Here is a 26,075-nt window from a genome sequence, read left to right on the forward strand (position 1 = left end):
AAGGAACACAATGAAAATTAAATCGCTGAGTATTCAGAATTTTAAAGGAATAAAGGAAAAGGCTGTATTACCACTAGCTCCTATTACTTTATTTTTTGGAGCAAATAGCACAGGCAAAAGTACTGTGTTGCATGCGTTTTTATATCTTTATGAAGTTATTGCAAAGGGCAATTACGACCCGTTGGTTAGTAGTATTACAGGTGAACAATTATATTTAGGTGGATTTAAAAACCTTGTTCACGGAAAAGATATCAATCAAGTAGTTACTCTTGGCGTATCGTTAGATTTTAGCCAAAGTGAAAGTGAAAGTGATGTGTGGGATGACTATTTATCTGACTCTGAAAGGTGGATGCTGGAAACAAATTTAGGTTTTTATCCTGACTCTGATGCGCCTGAAGTTAGCTTTGAAATTGACTTGAAATGGGACAACTTAAAAAAAAGAGTATTTATCTGTCGCTATGAATGCAAAAGTAATGGGACTTGTTATTTTAAAGTTCAGTCTCAAGAAGGTAAGCCAGATAGCCAAATAACCCATTATCAACCTTTACCGCACTGGCAAGTGGATAGTGCCTTTCAACTTGAGAATGTTTTTGAATCAGGTGAATGGCATGATGTTTCGTTAAATGGTCAGAACTCTTTGCCTGATATATATAAACGACTTGATTTATCAGGAGCTTCTGTAGATTGGTCAAGAATATCTGAAGAGCACCCCTTAATTGCTCAATTATTTGCAGAAGCATCGTTATCTCAAGCTACCTTAGCACCAGTAAAACTATTGGTTAAGAAGCTCGAAAATATGTTTCACATCGGGCCGCTGCGTATTGTGCCGTCTCGTTCACTTGCCCTCTCGGCAAAAACCAATACAAAAAGATGGTTTGATGGTAAAGCCGGATGGGATCTTTTTGCACATAGCGGCAACAATTTCCAAGATAAAGTTAATGAAAAGTTTTACTCACCTTCTTACTTTAATTCCGGTTATAAATTTACAACGGAATCATTTGGTGACTTGACCAACTTAGACAAACGAGTCGTAGTGCAGGAAGTTTCTACGGGGATATCGCTATTACCTTCAAGTATTGGAGTCGGCCTATCTCAGGTCTTTCCGTTTGTTGTAGCGACTAGTTTAGATAAAGACTTACTTATTGCTTGTGAGCAACCGGAATTACATATCCATCCTAAATGGCAGTTGGCGTTGGCAGATATGATGCTATCCGCTATTAATCAAAACCCGGACCGAATGTTCTTTATTGAAACGCATAGTGAGCATATTTTACTGCGTTTGCTTAAGAGAAGGCGACTTACTGCGGAGGGTGAACTTGATGAGCCAAACTTTCAGTGTTTAAAAGCTGACGTACAAATAATTTTTTGTGAACAAGAGAGTGGGAAATCAAAGCTAATACCGATTAAAACAACTGATGAGGGAGATTTTGACGCCCCTTGGCCGAATGGATTCTTTGAGGAAAGAAGGGAGGAACTTTTCTAATGCTTCATTTAGAGTTTGCTGTTGCTCCACACGAAGTTACTTCTTTACATCATTTATCGATAATTGAGGCCAGAATGGGCTTTGAAAAAGGTGCCCTTTTATCTAGGTTTCCTAATGGATGGTTTCGAGAAGTTTCTGAACACCTGCGCCGAAATGTTGCTGCAAATAGAATTGACCGTACTACAGAAAAACTTCGCCAGATTAAAAATAATAAATTAGTAGCTTTTCAACGGGATTATGTTGGTGATGACTGGGCGCATGCAGCTCAAAATAGCCATGTTCAATCTCCATTTCATAGGGTGATCGAAGAGTCATTGAATGCACCTCCTCATTTAATATCTTCCATTGAAGATTTAGAGGAAGGTGATTTCGTTTTTGCTACACAATACCAGCGAAATGCTCAATCAATCGCAAGTGCAGCGCAAGCTTTGCTTAATGGAGCAGAAAAAGTAACGTTATATGACCCTTACTTTTGCCCAACAAAAGTAGGTTTTCTAAACACTTTAAAAGAATGCATGAATCTATGTAGAAAAGCTGATGTTGAATTTCATATTTTCTCTGAAGAAGACCGAAAACCAGATTGGCAACTTAGGCTAGATTCTTTATTGGCATTAAAGGAAGATCTTCCCGCGAACATTCGTTTATTCTGGTACTGTGTCGATGATAATGGTTCAGGGTTCTTGCACTCTAGAGGACTATTTACTTCTAAAGGTGGACTCGTATATGACCGTGGTTTTGAAGAGCCTAGTGACTTAGCACAAAGAGTTGAATTAACCGATGTTACGCCTATGCCAATCGGATTATTGACTGAAAAGGCAAGAGCATTCAATACAGCACAACAGTATGAGCAATTTACGTTAGTCAGAGACGTTTGGTCATCAAATTAATAAGCGATGTACTACTACTAGGTGTAAAAATGTAATAAATATTACTTTTTAGTATTTAATATTATCTTTTGTGTGAGTGTGGTTAAGGTAAGTCACTGAAAATTAAGTTGTTTTATTTTTGTATCTATTGTGCACTTATAGGTTAATTCGAATTATAAGGAAGTGAAGTAAATGCCTGAAATACAGAAAGTTAGTTTGAAAATTCCAACTGTTTGGAATTGTGAAGTTAAAGTCGATGGGAATAAAGTTGAAAGGCTGCTTTATCCAGAAATAAATACTGAGATTCACCTAGCTAATACAGATAATGCAGGGGTATTGCTCGCTACTTCTAATGCTGGTGCTTACCTTGAGCGTTTTCTAGTAGTTAAAAGTAATAAATGTGATATTGAAGCATATCCTGAACTACCAGTTTTGAAGGTTAAAAAGTCAGCAGATTTTAACTTTATTTCGTCGGAGACGCAGTTGAGCTGGGTAAGGTCACCTGCTTACTTTTTTCAAGAAGTAACTCCAGTTGATATCGCTAAATCATGGATTAATAAATTCAGCTTTAAGGAAGAAGATCGAGAATTAAAAGTACATGGTCTCAGAACGCCCCAACTGGGAGCGTTGCATGCAATTTCTGCGGAGTTTTCCAAGAGTAACATTGAACCTAGCACCATAGTTTTACCAACAGGTACGGGCAAAACGGAAACTATGTTATCTACTGCTATTTATCATAGGTGTAGAAAGATACTAGTATTGGTGCCGTCAAATTCACTTAGGGATCAAATAGGTGAAAAGTTCAAAACGCTAGGTTGCCTTAAAGAACTGGGAGTTATTGAGAAGGATACTCTTTATCCAGCAGTGACAAAGATTAAGCAAGGTATCAAGTCTAGTGATGAAGCGAAAAAGATTTTAGATAATTCTAATATTATTATCGCTACACCTCAAATTCTTAATTCTAAGTTCTCTAAAGCTGGTGTTCTGGATGCTTTATGTGAAGGCTGTGATTATTTGTTTGTCGATGAGGCTCATCACATCTCAGCTAAAAAATGGAATGAAATTAAAGAAAAGTTTATAGGTAAACGTGTTTTACAATTTACTGCAACACCATTTCGAAATGATACAGAGAGTCTTGGTGCCAAGATTATTTATAACTACACAATGGGGGAAGCCCAGAGAGCTGGCTACTTTACAAGTGTCCAATTAGAACCTGTAGAAGAGTATTTTCAGGAGCAGATGGATGAATCTATAGCCGAAAAAGCTTTAGCTTTGCTTGAGAAGGATATAGGGGACGGTTTTGATCATTTGATGATGGCAAGGGTTCGTACCAAATCACGAGCGGAGGAAGTATTTAAACTATATAAACGCCTCGCTCCCAAATTAAACCCCATACTTGTTCATTCAGATTTATCTAAAACAGAGCAAAACAAACGCTTAGGCATGTTAAAAGCTAAAACGTCAAAGCTTGTAGTATGTGTTGATATGCTTGGGGAAGGTTATGACCTTCCTAATTTAAAAGTAGCTGCGATTCATGACCACCATAAAAGTCTTGCTATCACATTACAGTTTATTGGTCGCTTTACTCGTGTGTCGAACAAGGATGAATTAGATGTTGCAAAGGTCGTAGTTAACATTGCAGACCCCGGCGTAGAAGGCGCACTTCAAAAACTTTATGCTATAGGAGCTGATTGGGATGTAGTACTTAGGCGATTATCTGAAAATCAAATAGAGAGAGAAGTACGCTTACAAGATGTGGTTGACTCGTTAAAAGGTGATGGTGATTTGCATGATCAGTTATCACTTTGGAATTTACGACCATCTCATTCCGCTATGTTATTTAAAACCGACTGCGACAATTGGCAGCCAGAGAAATTTAAAGAAATAGACTTTGCTTGTAATGAACATTGGCATTCAATATCAGTTGAAGAAAATATATTGGTGCTCCTCGCTGTCAAAAGCTCGGCAGTAAAGTGGGGGCATTTTAAAGACATCAATGACATTAACTACAAAATATTAATCGCTCATTGGGATAGTGGTAGAGATGCGCTGTTCGTTTATTCTAATGACTACAAGAGCTTTAAGGTTGAAAAATTAGTTGAAAAACTTTGTGGCGAATCATCATTCGTTATGTCTGGAAAGCAGATATTTAATGTTCTCAATAATATTGAATACCCTTTGGTTACTAATCTTGGCTCTGCACAGAATGGAGCTATTAGCTTCACACAGTTTTTCGGTCCAAACGTAACAGACGGGCTGAGTGCAGTTGAAAAGTCTGCTTCTACTTTAAGTAACATAGCGGCTCTGGGATATGAGAATGGAGACAAAGTTTTATGGGGATGCTCGGAGAGAAAAGGAAAAGTATGGTCCCCACAAGCTGGAACGATTGCTGACTGGTTGGACTGGGTAAAAGATGCTTGGGATAAAGTTGCTAATGGTAGTACTGATGAAGCTAATATTACACGAGACTTCTTGCGTCCTACTAAGATAGCAGAGCCTCATAATTCTAAACCTATTTCTATTCAGTGGGGTGAACAACTCCAACAGAAGTTTGAAGATGGTGTGAGGGTCTATTTTGGTGCTGAATTTCAATATTTGTATGAGATTGATTTAAAAGTAGATTGGGATGAATCAAACAATAATCCAAAACTAATTTTTCAATCTGAATTATATCGTTCTGTGTACGAATTGATAATTGATGGAGATTTACCGAAAGGCTATGAATATAAGCTAATTGAAGGCGATGAAATAAATATCCAAATTGGCAATTCAGAAGAAATGCCTCTAATGGAAGAAATGTTTAAAGACCCAATATTTATTTATTACGCTGATGGATCGTTTTCATATAACTGCTATTGGGTTGAGGTAAAAAATAACATTGGTGAGTTTGATAGAGAACATTTAACTCCAGTTAAGTGGACAGTAGATATTACAAATGAATCGATGGGGGCAAGTCAAAAAACAGACAGTGTGCAGTATCAAACTTGGAAAAAAATTGAGAATGAATTCGATATCATTATCAATGACGATGATAGTGGTGAGGCTGCTGATTTAGTTGCGCTTAGATCTCTACCAGACAAAATCATCTTAAGTTTGTATCATTGTAAATATTCGCACGGAGCAACCCCCGGAAGACGATTGAGTGATTTATACGAGGTATGTGGACAGGCTCAGCGCTCAGTTCGTTGGAAGCATGTTGGATTACCTTACGTTTATAAGCATATTAAAAAGCGGGAATCTGCTTGGAGAGGCAAAGGAAACAGTAGGTTTTTAAAAGGTAACATTGCAGCATTAGAAAACCTGAAAAATAGATCAAGAACAACACCCGTTGAGTTACAGGTGACTATTGTGCAGCCCGGCGTACTAAAGTCATCAATAACTGAAGAAATGCTAAAATTGCTCGGTACAACAGAATTGTTTATTAAAAAGACAACAATGGCTGACTTGCAAGTTTGGTGCTCTGGATAGCTCCATAACACAAGATAAGGATAATTTATGGAATTGACAAGACAGTCTAAAATTTGGGGTTATCATTACAATCGTTTTATCCTCTCAGGTGTAGAGTGGTAATAGATTATTAGCTAAATTCGGCCCTTTGGTCGAGTTTGGAGCTTAATTTTAAGACCTTTTGCAGGTCAACAGCCAGAATCCAACTTGGGTTAATTAAACAAGGAAAATAGGGAAAATAGTTTATGTCAAACGTTAATGCATTTGTTAGAGAAAACGTAAAAAATATTGGTGAATATGTATACTTATCACCTGATATTCCAGAGAAAAAACTAAATAATGCTGTGTCTGCAATGAAATGTGAGGATCTTCTTCATTCGATTATAGCTATTCAGGATGCAACTTTGTTCGGTAAATCTGACGAAGGTTTTATTTTTACAGGCGATCGTTTTATTCATGATAAACATGGTGTTTTTTTATATTCTGATATCGAAAAAGTTGAGTATAAAGAAGATAAAACGGTTAATGCTAAAGGTAAAGAAAGTGTTAAGGAGTCTGTTGAAATTACCAAGAGTGGAAAAGTTTATACTTTCAAGTATATGCATGGCGTGAAAGACAAAAAACTATCTGAATTCCTTAATAAAATCGTATCTGATTTTAGTGATTTTAATAATGAGAAACAAGCTGTTGATCTAATAGAGATGAGTGATGAGTTTAAAGTTAATTACCTAAAGCTTATTGTTAATATGACATTCGAAGATGATGGAGATGTTGATGAGACAGAGCTAGCAGAAATTCTACTTTTATCGACAAGGTTACATCTAACCGTAAAGGCTAGAAGTGATGTCAGAAAGTACATTCAAGATATAGAGAGTAATATTGAACCAGTTGAAAATATATTGGCTTCAATTCGCGGTTTGAGTGATCAGTCCCAGCACCAGTCGATAATGATCTCGTTAGCTAAGGATATGGTTAATACTTATTATTCCTCAAAGTCTGCAACCAATGGAGATGTACCTTTTTTACTAAAACATCAAGTAGCAATGGATCTTAGTGATGATGATTTACAGTTTGCTAAAGATGCTGTTTCAGAAGCATTTCAGATTTTAAAGGACGATGTTGATGATAATGTTATTCGTGAGAATGCTTCAAAACTTGCCTCAACAGCAGCGGCAGTTGGTGCGCCAATTGCAGCCGTATATATATCTGGTTCAGTAGTAGGTCTATCAGCATCTGGTATTACTTCAGGACTTGCTACTTTGGGTCTCGGTATGGGAATGACAGGCGGGTTAGCAATATTAGGGGCAGTTGGTTTCTTAACATATACTGGTGTAAGAAAGTACTCTGGAGTAAATGAGTTAGATCGCTTTAAAGTTAAGTTAGCAATGTTAAATGAAGCATTAAAACAGACTCATCTAACTATAAAAAATACAATAGAAGATATTAATTATTTAGTAGGGCAACTTTCTAGTGCTATGGATGCTGGTGAAGTAAGTCGATCAGAAGTTATGAAGATGGAAAAACAGATCGCAAAGTATGCTGGTGCACTTAAGCAGGAAAGTAACAAAGCTGATAAGTTCGAGAATGCAGCTAATCGAACTAGGTGCCCCAAAGAGCTTGATCACTTGCGTTTACAAAACCTTTGTGAGGGAGCCACTAAGTTAAAGATTTATGATTTTATCATAAGCCGATATGAAGAAAATGAAAATGGGGACTATGTATTAAAAGACAGTATTCCAACTGAAATGCTTGATAAGATGTCTTCTCTCTTTGAAAGTCTTGGCTATTATGAAATAAATAATGCATTGAAATCAAAACTTCAATCTAAGGCCAAGGGAATATTTAGTTAGATGGAAGAATTAAATGAAAAGGCTTTATCTCTAAAAGTTCAACAAGAACAACTGTGTGTTGGAGGTAGCAAGCTAAGTGAACTTGACAGAGGTATTGATAATTTAAAAGAGTATCAATCAGAAACTGATTATATGATTCAAAAGCTAAAAACTGATCTTGAGGGTTTGGGTGTTAGTTATGATGAGTTTTCTGATTTAGATGAAGCTGATAGGTTATTGTTAGAGTTGCAACTTGAGTCGCAAGAGGATTTGGGTGTTAGTTATGATGAGTGTGATGAGTTATCTGATTTAGATGAAGCTGATAGGTTAATGTTAGAATTGCAACTTGAGTCGCAAGTGATTTTGGAGCAACCTAAGTTAAAAAGAGTTGAAACACTTAACTTAAATCATATTTTAAATGATGATATGAGTTGGGAAGATTATATCTTATCAGTTAATGACTATGCTCAGAGGAACCGTATTAATACGGTTAATGCTTTTGAACGCTTGCTTACTAATAGTCAAGAAGCTGAGCTTAAAAACAGAATTCAGAAAGAATTCACTTATAAAGCTCCAAACTGCGATAAAATTGATTATGCAATTGCCAGCACTTCAGGTTTATTATGCGGAATAATTGACATTGTTTTTGTTGGTGCACCGGGAGAATCGCCACTAGGAGATTCTGTTGATCAGTTTGCCAATAAAGCAACAGAAAAGTTTGCTGGTATTTTAGGCTGGGACTCTGAAAAAGCTGAAGCTAAAGGATCAAACACAACGGCTAGTGCTATTGGTTTTTTGGAGAGAAAGTTTAAAGTAAATTATGATCAAGCAACGACAGCTTCTGTCGATGGAGCTGTTCCTAATTTATCTTTAAAAAACCATCATTTAAAAAGTTTGGGACATTCTCCAGATCTGATTGGCTTGTTTTTCTCTGTTCTTAATCAATTTACTAATACTTCTACGTTTATTAGTAACGGGAAGGTTATTACGGTTGATACAGAAACCAATGAGTTGCAAGGCGGTAATATTATTGCAAAGGTTTTTTGTGGTATCGCAAACTGGTTTGGGCACATTATGTCTGATTGGACTGGATCATCAGGCACGGTAGGCCAAGGAGGTCGTGGAACGGGTGTGCCAATACCATTTTATAATTTACTTTTGGGCTTGAATGCTGGTGAGTTCGATAAAAGCAAACAATCTATTGCTACTATTGCTACTAAGGTCTTTGAAGAAGGATATGATGCTCGACATGGTATAACTATGGCTATCCCTGTTGTTATTAATGAATTGATCATTAGGCTCTGTTGGATGATTCGAGCTAGGTTTTCTGATAATAAGGAATGGAAGGATTGTATACCGACAGAGTCTAATCCTGAATTACGCAGAATGTTATGTGTTGGTCAAGGCGCATTATGCCTTGTCGATGGTGCTGACGCAGCAATTCGTGGCGGTGGCCAAGTTATAACTACATTGCTTAGAGTGAATTTATTTGCTTGGACACGATTCGCTCATCTGGCATTGAAAGAACTTAACGCATGGGCAATGCAAGGAAAAATAAATCACGAGTTGATGGATGTTTACCTAGATCAAGAGTTTGAGGAAATTCTTAGCTCTAGCTATGCAAGAAACCGCTAACTAAATTTAAAGAGGCGAATATCAAAATTCGCCTTCATTCTGGATTACGATCATATATTTTTTATTGTGTAGATGTCATGGGTTATTGAAAATTGTGCTAGATTGATTTTCTTCCGATGACATACGGCATTAACTTGATCATGTTATTAGCATCATCGATTCCACGATGATGTGAACCGGTGAGTGAGATTTGAGCAAGCTTTAACGCTCCCGCCATACCTTGTCTTTTGCGTACTTTTTGAGTTTTAGAAAATTGCTTTTTAATGTTTAAGTGAGGAGCAGGAATAGGGTATGGTACATTATGAAAAGCACAGTCTTGTTCAAATTGCTGTTTGTCATACTCACCCCAACTGCAAAACAGGTAGTTATGGTAATTGCCTAGCCAATTTTGGAAAGTGTTAATTGCTTCAGGGTAATATGGTGCATGATCGACATTGTGTTGAGTGATGCTTGTTAAGTTCGTACAAAAGTCGGTTAGTTTAGGGTGTCGTTGCGGTTGAATAAACGTGTTGAACTCATCTAGTTTTGTAAGTGAGTCGGCACAAATTAAAACAGCCCCAATTTCGATCATTTCCATTTCGTTGACTGGAAAAGAGTCATCGTTATTGCAAGTTGCTTCAACATCAATAATTAAAAAGTATTTAAAACTGTCTAAGTCCATCATTTTCCTTAATGTTGTGTGGCGAAATTATAGCGTTTAAAAAAATTATATAAATACGGATTGAGTTAAAGGCTTAAATGATTACTAAAACGAAAATGTATTTTCAAAGTCACCGTCTGTTGGTTCTTTTATTCTCTTAAGGTACGGCTTTATCAACTCATAAGCAAACTGTTGTTCTGCGTCTTTTTTCTTTAACCAATTGAAATATAAACAAAGTAATCTACGTAATACTCGTAAGAATGAGATTTGCTGTTCAATTTGTTGTTTGTTCATGCCTTTGAAAGACATTGGTGGTCTTATCCATAACCCCCAAGAATAACCAGCTTTGTATTTAGATATTTTTTTATGAGCTGTAAATTTGAGCTTTACCTTTTTTACTAGTAAATATTTGGTGTTGTAAGTAGGTTGCTCTGGTAACGAATAAGCTTCAATAGTTCTAGTTACCTTTTGTTCTAAACTGTTAGAGTTTTCTATGCTAATAGCGTGTTTAGAATGGTCGTAGTAAACGCCACGTTCTTGCAATGAATTCCAACTATAACCAATACCTAATTTCGAGCCTGTGATTTTATATTTTCCTAAACTAAATGAAACACCTCTTATGCTATCTCGTCGTATTTGAGCGAAACAGCCGACACCAAGATTGTTTAGGCGTTCGATGAAAACTGGTAGGGTAATACTGTCGCCATATTGTTCTATTACCTTATCAATACAAGAGCGAATAGCCTGCACTTTAGTTTTATATTTCGAGTCACTAACTCTTTTCCCATGACCATCTGTATATGGGTTGTGATCGTGTTTTAAGCCAAACTTCTTCTCTAACTTGTTTCGAATGAGAGCTGTTTTCTTAAAGCTATTACCTAGAACTAGTCGGCGATGAGGCGGGGTGTTAGAAATTGTTGAAACGGCTATATGGCAGTGATTATTTGATGTATTGCCATGCCAAAGGGCAACCCAATGGTGGTCATCGAAACCTAATTTTACTAAAAGATCATCGACTAGCTCACGCCACTGGAATATATTAAGATATTCGCCTTCTTGTAAAGAAACAATTATATGTTCAAACGGATGCATAACACGAGCATTTAATGATTCTACTTTCAAAAAGGTATTGATCAACGGTGTTAAGCTGGCTTCTTTACCACTTAATTTTGTCATTACTCCGTTATCGAAAGATAATAAAGGATTTGCCATTGGCAAAGAGTTACTGCTTCCAATAAACTTAATTGTTTCATGTGTAAGCTCACGACCATTAGCATCATGAGTGTGTTTCGTTTTTCCAAAGATGTATTTAATAAGCTTTTTAATTCGACCTTGATTATTCTTTTTCTTGGATTTTACATATTTAATAATCATACTAATTACCCTCATCTAATAAACAGCTCTTTTGAGAGGCTAAGTCATTCAGTTCCTCAACTGATAAGTTTGATAGCGCTATTTGTTTAATTGATTCATCAAAATTTTTCTTAAGAAAGTGAGACCAAACTTGTAGAGCATTCCCAGTAAAATAAGCCATTTGCATAGCATCAATTAGGTATTGCTCTTTATCTTGATGGGAATTAAATAGGGATTCATCAGCCAATGCCAAATTCAGATGTTCAATTAATTGATTTAGCAGACGAGTATTGTTGGCCATTTTTTCAGCAGTTTGAGTTGTGACCGTAATGCCGTGAAGAGAATGTTCTTCTGTTAAGCTACAGATTAAAGTGTCACGAATGAAAGAGCCGATGGTATTATAATTAGAGGTTTTGCTGGCTTCAGAAATAATCTGATGTTCGTCATCGTTAACTCTTGTAACTAGTGCTATTTTACGTTTTTTATATGTCATAACTTTACCTTAATTAGTTATGACGAAATCAATCCTCGTTTAAATTAAACCTAATGTATCTCCATAAGACTTCGTCTTATTTCTTTGTTTACTTTTGGTTGCATGAGCAACCGTTTCTAATTTTGTCGCGTGAGCGACAACAGGGGTTAAATTGAGTAACTTTTACGGCAGTAAAAATAGTTACTATTTAACATACCCTGCCAAAACGCCCTTTATCTATAATTATACAGAACTAATGACTGAAAAAATAGTAACCATTTGTTTTGTATGGAAAATAAAATACCATCAAGTATTTATTCGAAGTTTATTAATGAGATGCTAACGAATTGTTTGAAAATTATTTTGTCCGAATTTACTGTGTAAATTACTGATGCTATCTTTGGGTAAATATATAATTTATTGTTAAGGCTAAGGTTAAAAAATAAAACAGGGAACATACAATGCCACATGTTACATGCTAGTTGAACTGAAATGACACAGATTTCTAAACACTACCTAAACATTACAATTTCATTGTTTGATTTGTGAAATAAACCATTTCCTTCAATACTGTTCGCTCTCTTTAAATTTTTGCAACGACAAAATAAGACGTAACCAACTCTAACTGGCGTATTATTTTATCGCAACAAGATTGCGGAGAATGACAAAATACTAATCTCCAGCAAAATCGGAATCCTCAAACTCCGCAAACTCATCAGTCGTTAGTTCAAGTTTTTTGTATATGTTAGGGTTAAGGCTTTTTAATGCTAAAGCAATTCTTATTAGATCATTAGTTTTTTTACTCGCGTCTTGGCCATATTGCGCGGTTAATTCGTTTACTATATCTTTATCAATATTTACATTTGAACTCTCAATTATTTGCTCTGATGGTTTTGGTTGGATCGAGTCTGGAGATATGTAGCTGCTTAAATAGTTAGCAATTTTCTCACTAGCATCTAATAATACTTGTCTATGTGTTTTAATATACCCACTTGTAACGTCGAAATAATTTTGTGTATGAAACACTAATCGTTTTAACGTATAAATATTGATTTTGAGTTCATTGCCGTATGTAAGAAAGGTTTTTCTGTATATTCCTGTTGGGTAGAACCTAGTATTGGCTAGCTCTTGAATTTTTTTCTCATAGTGATGCTGATTTGGTTTAATATGACCATTTTCAAGCACATTAAGAAATACATGATTGTGATCATAGTCATGTCTGATTTTAATCTCTCCTTTTTTCGCTTTATTTAATTTATTGGATTTAATTTTCCTCAGCTCATTGATTACCAACTCAGCTTGCAGGTTTAGTGGAACACGATAAATTGGTTCTCCATTTTTAAGACGCTCAGCGGCCTCTTTGTCATCCCATGACACAGCTGTATAGGTTTTATCGTTTTCTGAAATAGTTTCAATTTGATCCCATTGAATTCTTGCAACATCTCCCGGTCTCCAGCCAGTCCAAAACATAAAACGTAAAAAGTAATGCGCTCTGACTGCTCCGGGAACAGGTACGTTGGTATATTTCATTCTAGGGTAGTCGTCTCTAGCTTCATTTTTAAGAGTTTTTAGTTGCATAATGGCTTGGTAGTGGGCTGCAATGTGCTCTGTATCAAGACTTTCGTGGCGTCTTTTAGCTTTACCGAGGGGATTGTTCCACCGCCCTCGACCACGTTTCATGATTTTTATAGGGTTACGCTTAATATAATGCTCGTCATCCTGTTTTTCATTTACTATATCAATGGCCATATCATATAGTGAGCCTAAAAACTGAATAACTTTATCGCCTTCTGTAAATGCTTTGTTATTACCGTGGCCGTGATTGTTAGTAATACTTTTATGGAAGCATAGAACTGCTTGGGAGGTAATGTCGTTTAAGTCAGCATCTAAAAGGCTTTTTAAATTATCGGTTTTACCTTTGAAAGTATTTGTATTGACCAATTGCGACTCAGCTTCTACATCCTGCCATTTTTGTTTTCTTTTTATGTGGATGTAGCTCAGAACATCCTTTTGACGCTCATATCTATCTCGCGTTTCTTTTTGAATTGTTCTGTTGTCCATGTATAAATCGTATGCATCTCGAATTGTGTAAACTCTGTTTTCACGTTTTTCTTTCTCAAGCTCTTCATACGGATCTTTTCCTCCTGCCATCCAAGAAATAAATTTGTAGGCAGTTTTTCTTGCTTCAAATAAGTCTATTTCATTTGCTTTGCCAATAACTCTTTTTTTTGCCCCTCCAGAGGCCCCCCTAATTCTCTTTTCGACAAAGTAGGTAGCATTACTGGAGGGATAAACTCTAATTCGTAAACCGTTAGCTGATTGATTCGTATCCTTGAAAACACGCTCTTCCTGTACCGGATATTTCGAGGTCAAAAGCTTTTTTATGTTGGTATGAGAAAAGGAAAAATCCTCCAGTTGTTCTCTCGGAAAATACTGTTTGAGGTTACTTTCTTTATTAGCCACCTTAGCTCCTTATGAGTGAATAAATAGTGCATAGAACCTACATAAAGTAGCCTTTTTGCAGAGTGTCATAGGATACATATAGGCGACACTTGTTATTTATAATAGTGAATTGGAGACGTATAGGCTACATTTTTTATATTATTAATCTAATGGAGTGGATAGGGCCTACTACTTGACTATAGTTATAAGCCCTTTAAATTATTGAGTTTTTATACTTTTTTTAGTTTTTATTATTTCTTATAAATATCTGGTATCATATAGGCAAGGAATTATGCGTTTTGATAACATGAGAATGCCTCGTTTTTAAAATTCTGATTTGAAAAAAAGCTGTTTTTACATTTATTATTTGTATGACTAAATAGAAGACACATAGACTGCACTTGATATGTTATTTATTTGATAAATTTGAATAGTTAATTTAATGAATGAATCTTAAAGCATTACTATGCAATGAATTCTTAACCCCACTATATAATAAAACTCCGACTATGTTAATCGCTAAAGCTAGAACTTAAAGTGATAATTAATGCCTTAACAAAGTATCCACTGCAAATCTAATTTAAATTTATAAAATACTAAAGTTAAGATGTTTCTTTGGAAAAATAACAACCGTTTTTGAGCGAGTTTTTAGCATCATAAATGGTTTGAAAAGGCGTGTAGTATATGCAGTTTTTTTAAAAGTTGAATAGTGGTTAATTATATAAATTATTTTGCTCAAAGCTTATAAAATGGCCATGACTTATCACTAAGTATGGCCATATTTTTGTTGGCGTTTAATTAGTTGCCTGTCCGTCTTGTTTAACATTCATAAAAATGGCGTATAGAACAGGTATTACGATTAAGGTAAGCAAGGTAGCAAACAGTAACCCGAATACTAAAACCACGGACATTGATTGGAAAAATGCATCAAAATACAGAGGGATAACCCCTAATACCGTGGTAAGTGTGCCCATCATTACAGGTCTTACCCGACTATTTGCCGAGTCTATAATGGCATTATAAGCGGGCTTTCCTTGGCGAATTTCCATATCCATTTGATCTACCAATACAATGGCATTTTTAATCAACAAACCAGAGAGCGAAAGTAACCCTAATATACCCATAAACTCTAGTGGTATTTGTGTGGTTACCAGCCCAAACACAACACCAATTAAGGCTAATGGCACAACAAGCCAAATAATAATTGGTTGTTTTAAAGCGTTAAATAACACAATAACAATCAGTACCATGGCTAAAAAGCCCAGTGGAATAGTTGAGGCCAGCATTTCATTAGACTCTTTCGATTGTCCGTATTCGCCATCCCATTCAAGTCGATACCCTTGAGGAAGTTCAATGGCCTCTATTTTAGGTTTAACGCGATTAAATAACTCTGAGGCTAGTTCACCCGGCAGTGGATCGGCTTGAGCTTTTATGGTCCATTCGCGGTCTTCGCGTTTCAAAATACCATCGCGCCAGACGGTTTTAAACCCATTGGTTACTTGCGCTAATGGCAATGTTTCACCAGTGATATTGCTTTGCACTTGAATGTTGCCAATATCGTTTATGTCGACACGTTCCGATTGTGGTGCTCTAACAATAATAGGAATGAGCTCTTCACCTTCACGATACTGTCCAACAACTTGCCCCGAAAAATTTTGCTGTAAAGCTTCAGCAACTGCTTTACGCGTTACACCAGCGCGTTGTGCGTTAATGGCTGAATACTGCGGTTCAATAACACTAATGCGTTGTCGCCATGTATCTTTAATAGACAAGGCGCCGCCATCATCAATTAATATTCCTTTTGCTTGTGCAGCTAGCTCTCTTAATACTTCTGGGTCGGGGCCTTTAAATGTGGCTTCTATTTTAGAGCCACCACCTGGGCCCATTACAAAGCGCCATACTTTGCCCTGAGCATCAACAAAGTTGTCGTCAATGTAATTTTGTACGGTAGGTAAAAGTTGATCTAGCTTTTTGTAGTCATCGACTTTAGCTAAAATTTGCCCATAAGAACTGTTTGGAGATTCGCTACCATAAATAAGCATGTAGCGAAGCCCGCCACCGCCAATAAGGGTTTGGATACCTTCAACGCCATTTTGTTGCTTTACAAATTCCTCTAACTTGAGCATGTCTTTTTTGGTTTTTTCAATATCGGTACCTTGCGGTAGCCAAAAATCAACCACCATTTGTGGTGTGGTAGAGGCTGGAAAAAAACCTGATTTTACAAATTGAAATCCCCACATAGACACACTAAAAGTGGCAACCACAATGGCAATACTAAGCCAGCGGTGATGCAATGCCGAAACCACAACAGACTGATATAACGCCATGAGTTTATTTGGTTTTGCTGAGCCTGAGGTTTCGCTATCTTGCTCTTTAAACAAGCAATAACAAAATAAGGGGGTTAGGGTAATAGCAAATAACCAGCTGTATAATAAAGAGATTAAAATAACCCAGAATAAATGACCGGTAAATTCGGCGGTATCACCTGGGGCAAGTCCAATAGGCGCAAAGGCAACAATCCCTACTAAGGTACCACCCAGTAGTGGCCATTTAGTTTGCTTGACTACTTCGCTGGCAATGTCTAACTTTTTACGGCCTTTTTGTGTACCAACTAAAATCCCTTCGGTAACTACAATGGCGTTATCAACCATCATGCCTAACGCGATAATAAGCGCACCAAGCGAAATACGATGCATGGGTATGCCGCTTAAATCCATGGTAGCAAGGGTGGCAAAAATGGTTAGCAGTAACACAGCGCCAATAATAATTCCTGAGCGTAACCCCATAAATAGCAGCAGGGTAACCATTACAATCACCAGCGCGACTAAAACATTGACCACAAAGTTGTCGACTGAATCTTGTACTACTTTACCTTGGTGGTAAAACTCATGCACTGTGATGCCAAGCGGTCTGAGGTGTTCAGTTTGTTTTACTTTGTTATCAACACGGTCAAATACTTTAACCACATTAGCGCCTAATACACTGGCGACCCCAAGTGATATAGCAGGTTTAGAGTTATAACGTACCAATTTGGTTGCCGGGCTTTGAAAGCCACGGTACACATTGGCAATGTCTTTAAGATAAATTGTTTTGCCTTCACCGCTAGCACTAACTAATAGATTTTTAATAGTATCAACGGAGTTTATTTCTCCGGTCGGGTCGATAAAAATACGTTGATCGCCAATTTTGGTATTACCGGCGCTTAATACAGCGTTTTGTTCATCTAAAATGCCGTAAATATTATTAATAGACACACCTAAAGAGGCTAATTCTTCACGGGCAATTTCTACAAATATGCCTTCTTGCTGAACGCCCGTCATAGCAACTTTTGCCACGCCTTCTACTTGTAGAATATCGCTTTGTAAATTTTTAGCGTAGGCATGTAGCTCGTCAGGAGAGTAACCTTCGGCGGTAATTAAATAACTTAAGCCATACACATCACCAAAATCGTCATAAACTTGTGGTGTGCCAGTACCAGGAGGTAATGTTGGGCGTGTATCATTAATTTTGTTTCTGAGCTTAGTCCAAATAACTTGCAGCTCAGATTTAGTTGGAGAGAATTCTGATTTAATCTCTACTTTAATTTCAGATAAACCCGTAGATGAGGTAGACGATATAGTATCAACCTCTTGCAGCTCTTGAATAGCACGCTCTAGCGGCTCTGTGACTTCTTTTGCTACTTCTAGCGGGCTTGCGCCTGAGTACGAAACAAACACTTGTGCAGTACGAATTATAAATTCGGGGTCTTCAAAGCGTGCCATATTTTTATAGGATGAAAAACCAAACCCCAAGGTTAAAATAATGAGTATGGTGCTAATTAATTTATTATTGATTGTCCATTTTGCTAAATCCATTACCGCGCTCCTATGCTTTAGTCCAAGGACGTACTTTCATACCCTCAGTTACATAGTTTGCACCTGCACCAACAATTACATCACCGGCTTTTAAACCGTCAGTGACAATGAGTTGCTCGCCAATGCCATTTTCAATTTTAACGGGAGCTTTAGAAACTTGCATGGTTTTAGCGTCAACCGTCCAAACAAAGTGCTCACCGTTTTGTTCAAAAATAGCAAAGGTTGGCACTAATAAACGAGTGCCATTTGAGCTGTTCTCACGGGTTATTTTTAAACTGGCATTCATACCAGGCAATATATTAAGGTTATTAGGTACAGCAAAGGCAAATCGCACTTCATAGGTTTGGCTCGCTGAATCAGCTTCTAAATTGGCACGTCTAAATGTTGCAGGAATAGGGGCAGTCGATACATCTTGTAAAATTACCGACGCTACATTGTTTTGCTTAGCATCTACCGTGGCCACAATAGACGCGGGAATATTTACGACAGCTTCCATTTCACCTTTACCAAATAAAGTAACAACATGTTGACCAGCAGTTATATTTTCAAGCTGCTTTACTGGTACTTCAGCAACAATAGCATCATAAGGGGCTATAATTTTACTGTCAGATAATGCTTTTTGTGCTGAGTCATATTGAGACTCGGCTACTTCTTTTTTAGATTTTAGTTGCTCTATATCTCGTTGTGAAATAACCCCATCTTTAGCGAGCTTTAAACCACGTTGGTAATCATTGTTGGCGGTTTCAAACTGTACTTTGCTCGACTTAACCTCATTAACAAAATTACGTTGCTCTAATGCGGCTATTACATCGCCTTTTTTTACGTTTTGTGCGGCAATAACGTTGAGCTCTTCTAACTTTCCGCTAACCTGAAAAGCCAGCTTTGAGCTATTTATAGTATCGATAGTGGCGGGGTAGGTGAGCGTTTTTGATTGCGACTCATCACCTAGGGTTATAAGTTTCACTGGACGCGGCTTATTTTGTTTTTGTGTGGTGACTTCGCTTTCTGAGCAACCGGCTAATAAAAGCAAAAACGTAATACTAATTAAATTAAATTTAGTAAAACAACGTGTTTTGATCATCTGGCTTACCTTAAATAAAAAGTGCGTTGTTAATTGTTGGCATTTTTAATCTGTAAAAAATTATAAAATAGCCCATTGAGTTTATTTTCGAATGTATCTGAAATGCAATTTATTAAGCTATAACTACTTAATAGTTGAGAGTAAGCAGTGCTTACCAAGTGATTAATAAATAACATTTTAATTTCAACTGTTTATTATTGCTGTACGGTTTTGTTTTAATTTGTATGATTTTGTAGAAAGTTACCAAAGTGCAACTTAATACTGGCTTTATATAAACCTAAGTATAATTAACAATCAGCTTTTTAAAAGCGCAAGCTCATAAACATTAGCTGTTTGCAGTTTTAAAACCATAATGAATACTTTTTATTAATTAAATTGAAATATTAATTGCTTAGCAGCGGTCTTGTAAGAGCCATGTTGGTATCGCTTAATAAAAGCGCTGCAACGTAAAGCATCACTCAGTAATGGTTAGCCATTAATTTAAAGACGTAATTTATAAACTATGAAAAATTCCAAACATAATCATCAAGAAAATAATCATATGAGGTCTAATCCTACCATGAGTAAAAAAATCATCTTAATAGCAATTATTAGCTTATTTGCCCTGACTATTTTGTATTTTACCGGCGCATTTAATCGTGACGCAGTGACTGCACAGCGTTTTGTTAATTTACAGCAAGGTGATAAAACCCATGAGGGATTTCGCCGAGCACACGCAAAAGGAATTTGTTTAGCTGGGTCTTTTGAGTCAACGGGTGAGCTTGCTAAGTACTCGCAAGCAAAGGTATTTGATTTAGGGGCAACCCCTTTTGCAGGTCGCTTTTCTATTGCGGGTAATAATCCAACTGCACCTGATTTAAAAGCTCCGGTGCGTAGTTTAGCGTTTTCTATAACCACTGATGATAACCAAGAGTGGCGTGTTGCAATGAATACGCCTCCGGTTATGGCGGTAGCTACGCCAGAAGCTTTTTTTAAACAACTACAAGCTCTTTCACCCGATCCGGTGACTAAAAAGCGCAGCCCAGAAAAAATTAAAGCGTTTTTTGCAGCACACCCTGAAAGTGCCGCTTTTAATAACTGGAAAGCAAGCTACACGCCAAGCAGTAGTTTTGCCACTGAGCAATACCACAGTATTAATGCGTTTTATTTGGTGGATGAGAATGATGAAAAGCATGCCGTACGCTGGATTGCTAAACCGCAATTAAGTGATGAAAACACCCAACCACTTAATAATGATTCACCAGATGCATTGCAGCTACAACTTAAAGACCAAGTAGCTCAAGCACCGGTTAAGTTTGATATGCTGTTTAGTTTTGCAACCGAAGAAGATGATGAAAACAACCCAACTGTTTTATGGCCACAATCGCGCAAAACCATTAACGCCGGTACGTTAGTAATATCACGCTTGCAAGCACAAGAGGGTGGGGTATGTGAAAACATGAACTTTGATCCGTTAGTATTACCAACAGGTATTCAGCCAAGTGCTGATCCTATTTTACGTGCCCGTGGCGCTGCGTATGCAGAGTCATTTCGTCGTCGAGCTAAAGAAGTACTTTTAAATAATTAATAACAGGAACGAGTCAATGAAAACAATTACTAAATACTCAGCGTCGAGTATGCTTATTCACTGGGCAATGGCATTAATTATACTTTCTATGTTATTTCTTGGTTTGTCGATGGTACAAAGCTTAGCGGTTTGGCAGGTAGAGGCTATACAACTGCATAAATCGTTTGGTGTGTTAGCACTGATATTAGTTGCAATAAGATTAATTAATAAAGTACTGTATAAAAGCCCTGCATTACCCCAAAGTGTGCCTAAAGCACAGGCTTTAGCGGCACATTTAACCCAAGTGGGTTTATATGCGTCTATGATTTTAATGCCAATTTCAGGCTGGTTAATGCAAAGTGCTGATGAACGTTCTGTGAGCTTTTTTGGTATATTTACTTTACCTAATTTAGTCAGTAAAAATATTGAGAGCTATGCATTTTTTCGTGAAGCACATGGTTTAATTGCTTACGCATTTTTACTGTTTATTTTTATGCATGTAAGCGCTGCACTTTATCATGGTTTAATAAAGCAAGATGGCGTATTGGGTTCTATGTTACCTGGTAAGCATAAATAAACTGATAGTTTTATACAAAAAAAGGCACAGACGCGCTCGCATCTGTGCCTTTTTAAATTTTAGTATTTAGCCTAATTTAAGCGCGTCTTCTACGCTAAAAGCACCATCTAATAAAGACTTACCTAAAATTACGCCGCCAACACCAAGTTCATTGAGCTTTTTAATATCATCTAACGAGCTTACTCCTCCTGAGGCTTGCACTTTAATATCTGCATTATGATTAATTAAATCTTCATAAAGCGCAAAAGAAGGGCCCGTCATGGTGCCATCTTTACTGATGTCCGTGCATAAAAAGTCAATAACACCCAGACCAACGTAAAAATCAATCAGTTCAAATAATCCAAACTCAGATTCGTTTAGCCAACCGTGGGTTGCTGGTGCCCATCCGTTTGCAGCTTTATTAACATCAAGGGCAATTACAAAGTGCTCAGCGCCAAATTGTTCAATCCAGGCTTTTACTTGCTCACGCTTTTCAACCGCCATTGAGCCAATAACCACTTGGTTTGCACCTGCTTTTAGCCAATCGCTCACGTCTTGCTCTGAACGAATACCGCCACCTACTTGGTAAGGTACATTGAGGGATTTTGTGGCTGCTTGAATATGTTGCCACTGTTTTTTACTTGGATCCCGTGCGCCTTCTAAATCAACTAAATGTAATTTAGTGGCGCCACTGTCGGCATATTCTTTTAAGCGAGCACCAAGCTCAAAGGGATAAAACTGTGCAGTATCATATTTACCTTGGTACAAGCGCACAATTTGATTTTGTAATACATCTAATGCTGGAATAATCACTGTATTTCTCTTTTAAAAGTATCAAGAGCAACCTAAAGTTGCCAATCAATAAAATTTTGTAATAAACGTGTGCCCACTTTAGCGCTGCGTTCAGGGTGAAATTGCATGCCGGCATAATTGTCTTTAGCTACAATTGCAGAAAATGTTTGCCCGTATTCGCTGCTAACTAGTGTGGCGCTATTAACGGTGTGAGCAAAGCTATGCACATAATAAACCTGGTCGTCCGCATGCAAACCTTGAGTCAACGGGTGCGCTTGTTGAACAGATAGGTTATTCCAGCCCATATGTGGTGACGTTAAGCTACCTACATCAAGTGCTTTCACTTCGCCTGGTATTTTACCTAAGCATTGCACGTTTCCTTCTTCAGTGCTTTCACACAGCAGTTGCATGCCTAAGCAAATTCCCATTAGCGGGCGCTGATATTCGTTAATTGCTTGCTGCCAACCATTATCAACCAAACGCTTCATAGCAACAGATGCATGACCAACACCGGGTAAAATAGCACGTTCATAGCCTGCTAGTTGTTCTGGCGAGGTAATCACCGTAGGGGTTTGCCCTAAACGCTCAAATGCAAACCGCACTGAGTTAATGTTGGCGCAACCGGTATTAATTATCGCAATCATAAACATCCCTTAGAGCTGGCTGTTTGTTGGCTGGTATCTTGTGCAATAGCCATACGCAAAGCACGAGAAAACGCTTTAAATAAGCCTTCCACTTGGTGGTGGCAGTTGCCATCACTTACCGATAGAATAAGGCTAATTGCGGCGTTATCGCTTAAGCTTTTGAAAAAGTGCTCAACCATTTGTACGTCTAAATCACCGGCTTTTTCACGGCTAAAGTTGGCGTTTAAAACAAATGAAGCACGACCCGACAAATCAATTTGTGCCTCAGCTTTACATTCATCCATAGGTAGGGCAAAACCATAACGCGCAATTTGCGATTTGGTGCCAAGCGCCTGTTTAAGGGCAACACCTAAAGCAATACCAATGTCTTCGACAAGGTGGTGCTCGTCTATGTGTAAGTCACCTTTGGCTTTAATATTTAAGCCAATATTGGCATGAGTGCGAATTTGATCCAGCATGTGGTCAAAAAAACCAAGGCCAGTTTCAATGCTGCCATTTTTTGTTTGATCAAGGTTAACTGCTACGTCTATTTGCGTTTCTTTGGTATTACGTGTCACGCGACCTTCACGGTTTGCCGTGGTCAGCTTAGTGACAATGGCAGGCCAGCTACCGTCGTATAAAATACCTTCACAACATAAGTTTTGTGCAAGGCCAATATCGGTTTGGCGATCGCCAATCACAAAAGAACGTGCTAAATCAACTTTGCCTGAGCGCATTAGTTCAGTAAGTAAGCCTGTCTTTGGTTTACGGCAATCACAGTTTTGTTCATCAAAATGTGGGCAAATTAATACTGACTCAAAGCTGATACCTTGGCTTTGCAGTATGTCCATCATTTTGTCTTGTGCAATGTCAAAATCGGCAGTTGGGAAGCTGTCTGTGCCCAAGCCATCTTGATTTGATACCATTACTAAACGATAGCCTGCTGCTTGCAGTTGCAATAAGGCAGGAATGACACCCGGTAAAAACGCTAGTTTTTCAAGGCTGTCGACTTGTTTGTCGGTGATTGGCTCTTCAATAATAGTGCCATCGCGGTCTATAAATAAATAGGGGTTACTCATGATACTTCCTGTTGTGCTGTGGCTTGAGGCAATTGCAGGCCATCTAACCAAATTTTTACTTGTTCTAATTCTTGTTCATTACCAATTGAAATACGTAGCCAGTCGTCTTCATTAAATAAGGTAAAGGCGCGCATTACTAAGCCTTGTTTAAGTGCTCGTTTAAAGTAATCTTTATTCGCTAATTTTAAAGTAACAAAGTTGCCTTCACCAGTGAGTATTTTTAATACTGCAGGGGAGGCGTTTAACCAGTCAATAAGCTTTAACTTTAAGCTATTTAAAATGGTCACTTGGCGACGCATTGAGGTTATCGCATCAGGGGCAATGGCTTGTGCTGCAATGCTGGCCACCACACCCGATACCGGATACGGTGCCATGACCTTACGAATAGGCGCTAATACACTGGCCTGAGCGAGAGTAAACCCTGTTCTTAAGCCCGCAAGTGCGAATGCTTTTGAGAGTGTACGAAGCACAACAATGTTACTAAACTCGTTTATAAGTTGTGCTGCACTTTGCTCAGGACAAAACTCAATATAGGCTTCATCAACAATCACCAATGCTTTACCTGCAAGTGCAGTGGCAATGGCTTTTACTTTATCAAGCGGGGTTAAACTACCTGTTGGGTTATTTGGATTACAAATAAATACCAGTTTTGAGCTACCCACAGCGGCAACTATTTCATCAACGCTGCCATTTAATAAAAGCGTTTGTGTTAGGCCATTGATTGCGACGTTGTGTGTATCGGCCGTTACTTTGTACATACCGTAAGTAGGTAAAAATAGTGAAATACTGTCTTTACCTGGCTCACAATAGGTACGCACTAACAATTCAATGCCTTCATCTGCGCCACGGGTCATTAATACATTTTCGCTTTCAAGCTCAGCATAGGCTGCGTAGCGGTCAATAACCAATTGAGGCTGAGGATCTGGGTAACGATTCAAGTCTTCGATTGTTATTTCAAGGTTTTTTGCATACGGGCTTTCGTTGGCATTGAGCCAGGTTGTACCGGTTAACTTTTCACTTTTAGCCGAGCTATACGCAGCAAGTGCTGCAATATTATCAGGTAATAAGCCGCTCTCATTGCTCATTTTTTATTGCCTCTAAACGAATTGAAACCGCATTAGCGTGGGCATCTAGGCCTTCTGCATCTGCTAAGGGTAAAATAGCTTTTGAAAGCTCAGTTAAGCCTTGTTTACTGATAGTTTGTACTGTGTAAGTACGGAAAAAATCGAGTAAATTTAAGCTAGAGTAAGTTGCACTGTAACCATAAGTGGGTAACACGTGATTAGTGCCTGAGGCATAATCGCCCGCTGACTCTGGGGTGTAATCGCCAACAAATACAGAGCCTGCATTCTTTACTTGATCTAAGTAAGGAGTTGCATCTGCAAGTTGTAATATTAAGTGCTCTGGCCCATATTGCGCTGATACGTCAAACGCTTGGGCTACTGAATCAACTAGAATAAGAGACGAATTTGCCAATGCCTGTTCGGCGGTGTCTTTTCGACTTAAGTTTGCAAGTTGACGAGTAAGTGCGTCTTGCGTTTGTTCAATAATCGTTTCACTGTTACATAATAAAATAACTTGTGAGTCAGCCCCGTGTTCTGCTTGAGACAGTAAGTCGGCAGCAATAAACTCTGGGTTTGCACGCTCATCTGCAATCACTAACACTTCTGATGGCCCTGCTGGCATATCAATCGCCATACCTGGAATCGTTTGTGCGACTAACTGTTTTGCCATAGTGACAAAGCTGTTACCTGGGCCAAAAATCTTATTCACTTTAGGAACAGACTCTGTGCCATAGGCCATAGCAGCAATCGCGCCTGCACCACCGCTTTCAATAATTGTGGTGATACCACATAATTTAGCGGCATATAAAATAGCCGGGTTAATTGCTTTATCACCTTGTACTGGTGTGGTTAATACCACGGTGTTTGCACCGCTTAACTGCGCCAATACACCTTGCATAATAACCGATGATGGAAGAGGAGCACTCCCTCCTGGTACATAAATACCGACTGCTTCGATGGCTTGATATTTCAGTTCACAGTCAACACCTGGTTGAGTCGATAACTTAATATCTTTTGGCAGTTGCGCTTGGTGAAAACATTTCACATTGGCATAAGCGGTATCAATTGCATACTTAAGCTCTGGGCTTAGCATTTTCTCAGCGGCATTAATTTCATCAAGTGGAACACGTAAACGCGGCTCAGCTCGGTTATCAAACTCTTTTGCTAACGCAAGTAATGCGGCGTCGCCTTGTGCATTTACTTTTGCCAAAATAGTTTGGCAAATGCTTTCTACTTTTTCACTCGCTGATACAGCAGGGCGCATAAGCGCCGCTGCTTGAACTTGTGATGATTCCTCATTCCAACGAAGCATG

General features: G+C 38.0%; 18 protein-coding genes. 7 read left to right on the forward strand and 11 right to left on the reverse strand.

What is annotated here, in order from left to right; translation table 11 throughout:
• The first annotated feature begins 10 nt into the window (after positions 1 to 10).
• The 5 genes from AC27JR_RS00545 (at position 11) to AC27JR_RS00565 (ending at position 9,260) form a co-directional block, all read left to right on the forward strand.
• Positions 11 to 1,483, forward strand: a complete 1,473-nt coding sequence (locus AC27JR_RS00545) for an AAA family ATPase (protein WP_487172411.1) — start codon at positions 11 to 13, stop codon at positions 1,481 to 1,483.
• Entirely contained in the window at positions 1,483 to 2,370 is an 888-nt protein-coding gene (locus AC27JR_RS00550; protein ID WP_487172413.1) for a hypothetical protein, read from the forward strand. Before AC27JR_RS00545 ends, AC27JR_RS00550 begins: the two co-directional genes overlap by 1 nt.
• A gap of 171 nt (positions 2,371 to 2,541) precedes the next feature.
• Entirely contained in the window at positions 2,542 to 5,817 is a 3,276-nt protein-coding gene (locus AC27JR_RS00555) for a DEAD/DEAH box helicase (protein ID WP_487172414.1), read from the forward strand.
• Positions 5,818 to 6,041: 224 nt separating this feature from the next.
• Positions 6,042 to 7,646 (forward strand): hypothetical protein, encoded by a 1,605-nt coding sequence (locus tag AC27JR_RS00560; RefSeq protein WP_487172415.1) that lies wholly within the window; start codon positions 6,042 to 6,044, stop codon positions 7,644 to 7,646.
• On the forward strand, positions 7,647 to 9,260 hold the full coding sequence (locus AC27JR_RS00565; RefSeq protein WP_487172416.1) for a hypothetical protein: 1,614 nt from the start codon (positions 7,647 to 7,649) through the stop codon (positions 9,258 to 9,260).
• 97 nt (positions 9,261 to 9,357) lie between these two features.
• Here the strand turns inward: AC27JR_RS00565 and AC27JR_RS00570 are convergent, their stop codons facing one another.
• The 6 genes from AC27JR_RS00570 to AC27JR_RS00595 all read right to left on the reverse strand — a co-directional run bounded on the left by AC27JR_RS00570 (position 9,358) and on the right by AC27JR_RS00595 (position 19,102).
• Positions 9,358 to 9,924, reverse strand: coding sequence for a 3'-5' exonuclease (locus AC27JR_RS00570; protein ID WP_231893561.1), 567 nt, complete (start codon positions 9,922 to 9,924; stop codon positions 9,358 to 9,360).
• Positions 9,925 to 10,005: 81 nt separating this feature from the next.
• Positions 10,006 to 11,274 carry a relaxase/mobilization nuclease domain-containing protein gene (locus tag AC27JR_RS00575; RefSeq protein WP_487172417.1) on the reverse strand — a complete coding sequence of 423 codons (1,269 nt, stop codon included), beginning with the start codon at positions 11,272 to 11,274 and terminating at the stop codon, positions 10,006 to 10,008.
• Between the two features lies 1 nt (position 11,275).
• Complete coding sequence (locus tag AC27JR_RS00580) at positions 11,276 to 11,746, reverse strand: hypothetical protein (RefSeq protein ID WP_487172418.1); 471 nt, start codon at positions 11,744 to 11,746, stop codon at positions 11,276 to 11,278.
• Between the two features lie 651 nt (positions 11,747 to 12,397).
• Positions 12,398 to 14,188 (reverse strand): integrase arm-type DNA-binding domain-containing protein, encoded by a 1,791-nt coding sequence (locus tag AC27JR_RS00585; protein WP_487172419.1) that lies wholly within the window; start codon positions 14,186 to 14,188, stop codon positions 12,398 to 12,400.
• 773 nt (positions 14,189 to 14,961) lie between these two features.
• Positions 14,962 to 18,021, reverse strand: coding sequence for an efflux RND transporter permease subunit (locus AC27JR_RS00590; protein ID WP_487172420.1), 3,060 nt, complete (start codon positions 18,019 to 18,021; stop codon positions 14,962 to 14,964).
• Positions 18,022 to 18,031: 10 nt separating this feature from the next.
• Positions 18,032 to 19,102, reverse strand: a complete 1,071-nt coding sequence (locus tag AC27JR_RS00595; RefSeq protein ID WP_487172421.1) for an efflux RND transporter periplasmic adaptor subunit — start codon at positions 19,100 to 19,102, stop codon at positions 18,032 to 18,034.
• Between the two features lie 559 nt (positions 19,103 to 19,661).
• Here AC27JR_RS00595 and AC27JR_RS00600 point away from each other — a divergent pair.
• Entirely contained in the window at positions 19,662 to 20,669 is a 1,008-nt protein-coding gene (locus tag AC27JR_RS00600; protein WP_487172422.1) for a catalase family peroxidase, read from the forward strand.
• 16 nt (positions 20,670 to 20,685) lie between these two features.
• Positions 20,686 to 21,225 carry a cytochrome b gene (locus tag AC27JR_RS00605; protein ID WP_487172423.1) on the forward strand — a complete coding sequence of 180 codons (540 nt, stop codon included), beginning with the start codon at positions 20,686 to 20,688 and terminating at the stop codon, positions 21,223 to 21,225.
• Positions 21,226 to 21,291: 66 nt separating this feature from the next.
• Here the strand turns inward: AC27JR_RS00605 and AC27JR_RS00610 are convergent, their stop codons facing one another.
• Genes AC27JR_RS00610 through hisD form a run of 5 tightly spaced genes read right to left on the reverse strand, consistent with a single transcriptional unit; the run spans position 21,292 to position 26,074 of the window.
• Positions 21,292 to 22,017: a 1-(5-phosphoribosyl)-5-[(5-phosphoribosylamino)methylideneamino] imidazole-4-carboxamide isomerase gene (locus AC27JR_RS00610; RefSeq protein WP_487172424.1), complete on the reverse strand. Its 726-nt coding sequence runs from the start codon at positions 22,015 to 22,017 to the stop codon at positions 21,292 to 21,294.
• Positions 22,018 to 22,049: 32 nt separating this feature from the next.
• Positions 22,050 to 22,640, reverse strand: coding sequence for an imidazole glycerol phosphate synthase subunit HisH (gene hisH, locus AC27JR_RS00615; protein ID WP_487172425.1), 591 nt, complete (start codon positions 22,638 to 22,640; stop codon positions 22,050 to 22,052).
• Complete coding sequence (gene hisB, locus AC27JR_RS00620; RefSeq protein WP_010388866.1) at positions 22,637 to 23,698, reverse strand: bifunctional histidinol-phosphatase/imidazoleglycerol-phosphate dehydratase HisB; 1,062 nt, start codon at positions 23,696 to 23,698, stop codon at positions 22,637 to 22,639. The genes hisH and hisB overlap by 4 nt, the downstream gene beginning before the upstream one ends.
• A complete protein-coding gene (gene hisC / locus AC27JR_RS00625) occupies positions 23,695 to 24,783 on the reverse strand; it encodes a histidinol-phosphate transaminase (protein ID WP_487172426.1) in 1,089 nt (362 codons plus the stop codon). Before hisC ends, hisB begins: the two co-directional genes overlap by 4 nt.
• A complete protein-coding gene (gene hisD, locus AC27JR_RS00630; RefSeq protein WP_372858879.1) occupies positions 24,773 to 26,074 on the reverse strand; it encodes a histidinol dehydrogenase in 1,302 nt (433 codons plus the stop codon). The genes hisC and hisD overlap by 11 nt, the downstream gene beginning before the upstream one ends.
• Position 26,075 lies beyond the last annotated feature (1 nt).

The sequence above is a fragment of the Pseudoalteromonas sp. NH0006-26 genome, assembly GCF_057552415.1.

Coding starts and splice junctions, on each gene's coding strand:
- AC27JR_RS00550 (WP_487172413.1), top strand. CDS start 1,483: ATGCTTCATTTAGAGTTTGCTGTTGCTCCACACGAAGTTACTTCTTTA.
- AC27JR_RS00575 (WP_487172417.1), bottom strand. CDS start 11,274: ATGATTATTAAATATGTAAAATCCAAGAAAAAGAATAATCAAGGTCGA.
- AC27JR_RS00595 (WP_487172421.1), bottom strand. CDS start 19,102: ATGATCAAAACACGTTGTTTTACTAAATTTAATTTAATTAGTATTACG.
- hisB (WP_010388866.1), bottom strand. CDS start 23,698: ATGAGTAACCCCTATTTATTTATAGACCGCGATGGCACTATTATTGAA.
- AC27JR_RS00560 (WP_487172415.1), top strand. CDS start 6,042: ATGTCAAACGTTAATGCATTTGTTAGAGAAAACGTAAAAAATATTGGT.
- AC27JR_RS00570 (WP_231893561.1), bottom strand. CDS start 9,924: ATGATGGACTTAGACAGTTTTAAATACTTTTTAATTATTGATGTTGAA.
- AC27JR_RS00600 (WP_487172422.1), top strand. CDS start 19,662: ATGAGTAAAAAAATCATCTTAATAGCAATTATTAGCTTATTTGCCCTG.
- AC27JR_RS00605 (WP_487172423.1), top strand. CDS start 20,686: ATGAAAACAATTACTAAATACTCAGCGTCGAGTATGCTTATTCACTGG.
- hisC (WP_487172426.1), bottom strand. CDS start 24,783: ATGAGCAATGAGAGCGGCTTATTACCTGATAATATTGCAGCACTTGCT.
- hisH (WP_487172425.1), bottom strand. CDS start 22,640: ATGATTGCGATAATTAATACCGGTTGCGCCAACATTAACTCAGTGCGG.
- AC27JR_RS00590 (WP_487172420.1), bottom strand. CDS start 18,021: ATGGATTTAGCAAAATGGACAATCAATAATAAATTAATTAGCACCATA.
- AC27JR_RS00555 (WP_487172414.1), top strand. CDS start 2,542: ATGCCTGAAATACAGAAAGTTAGTTTGAAAATTCCAACTGTTTGGAAT.
- AC27JR_RS00545 (WP_487172411.1), top strand. CDS start 11: ATGAAAATTAAATCGCTGAGTATTCAGAATTTTAAAGGAATAAAGGAA.
- AC27JR_RS00565 (WP_487172416.1), top strand. CDS start 7,647: ATGGAAGAATTAAATGAAAAGGCTTTATCTCTAAAAGTTCAACAAGAA.
- hisD (WP_372858879.1), bottom strand. CDS start 26,074: ATGCTTCGTTGGAATGAGGAATCATCACAAGTTCAAGCAGCGGCGCTT.
- AC27JR_RS00580 (WP_487172418.1), bottom strand. CDS start 11,746: ATGACATATAAAAAACGTAAAATAGCACTAGTTACAAGAGTTAACGAT.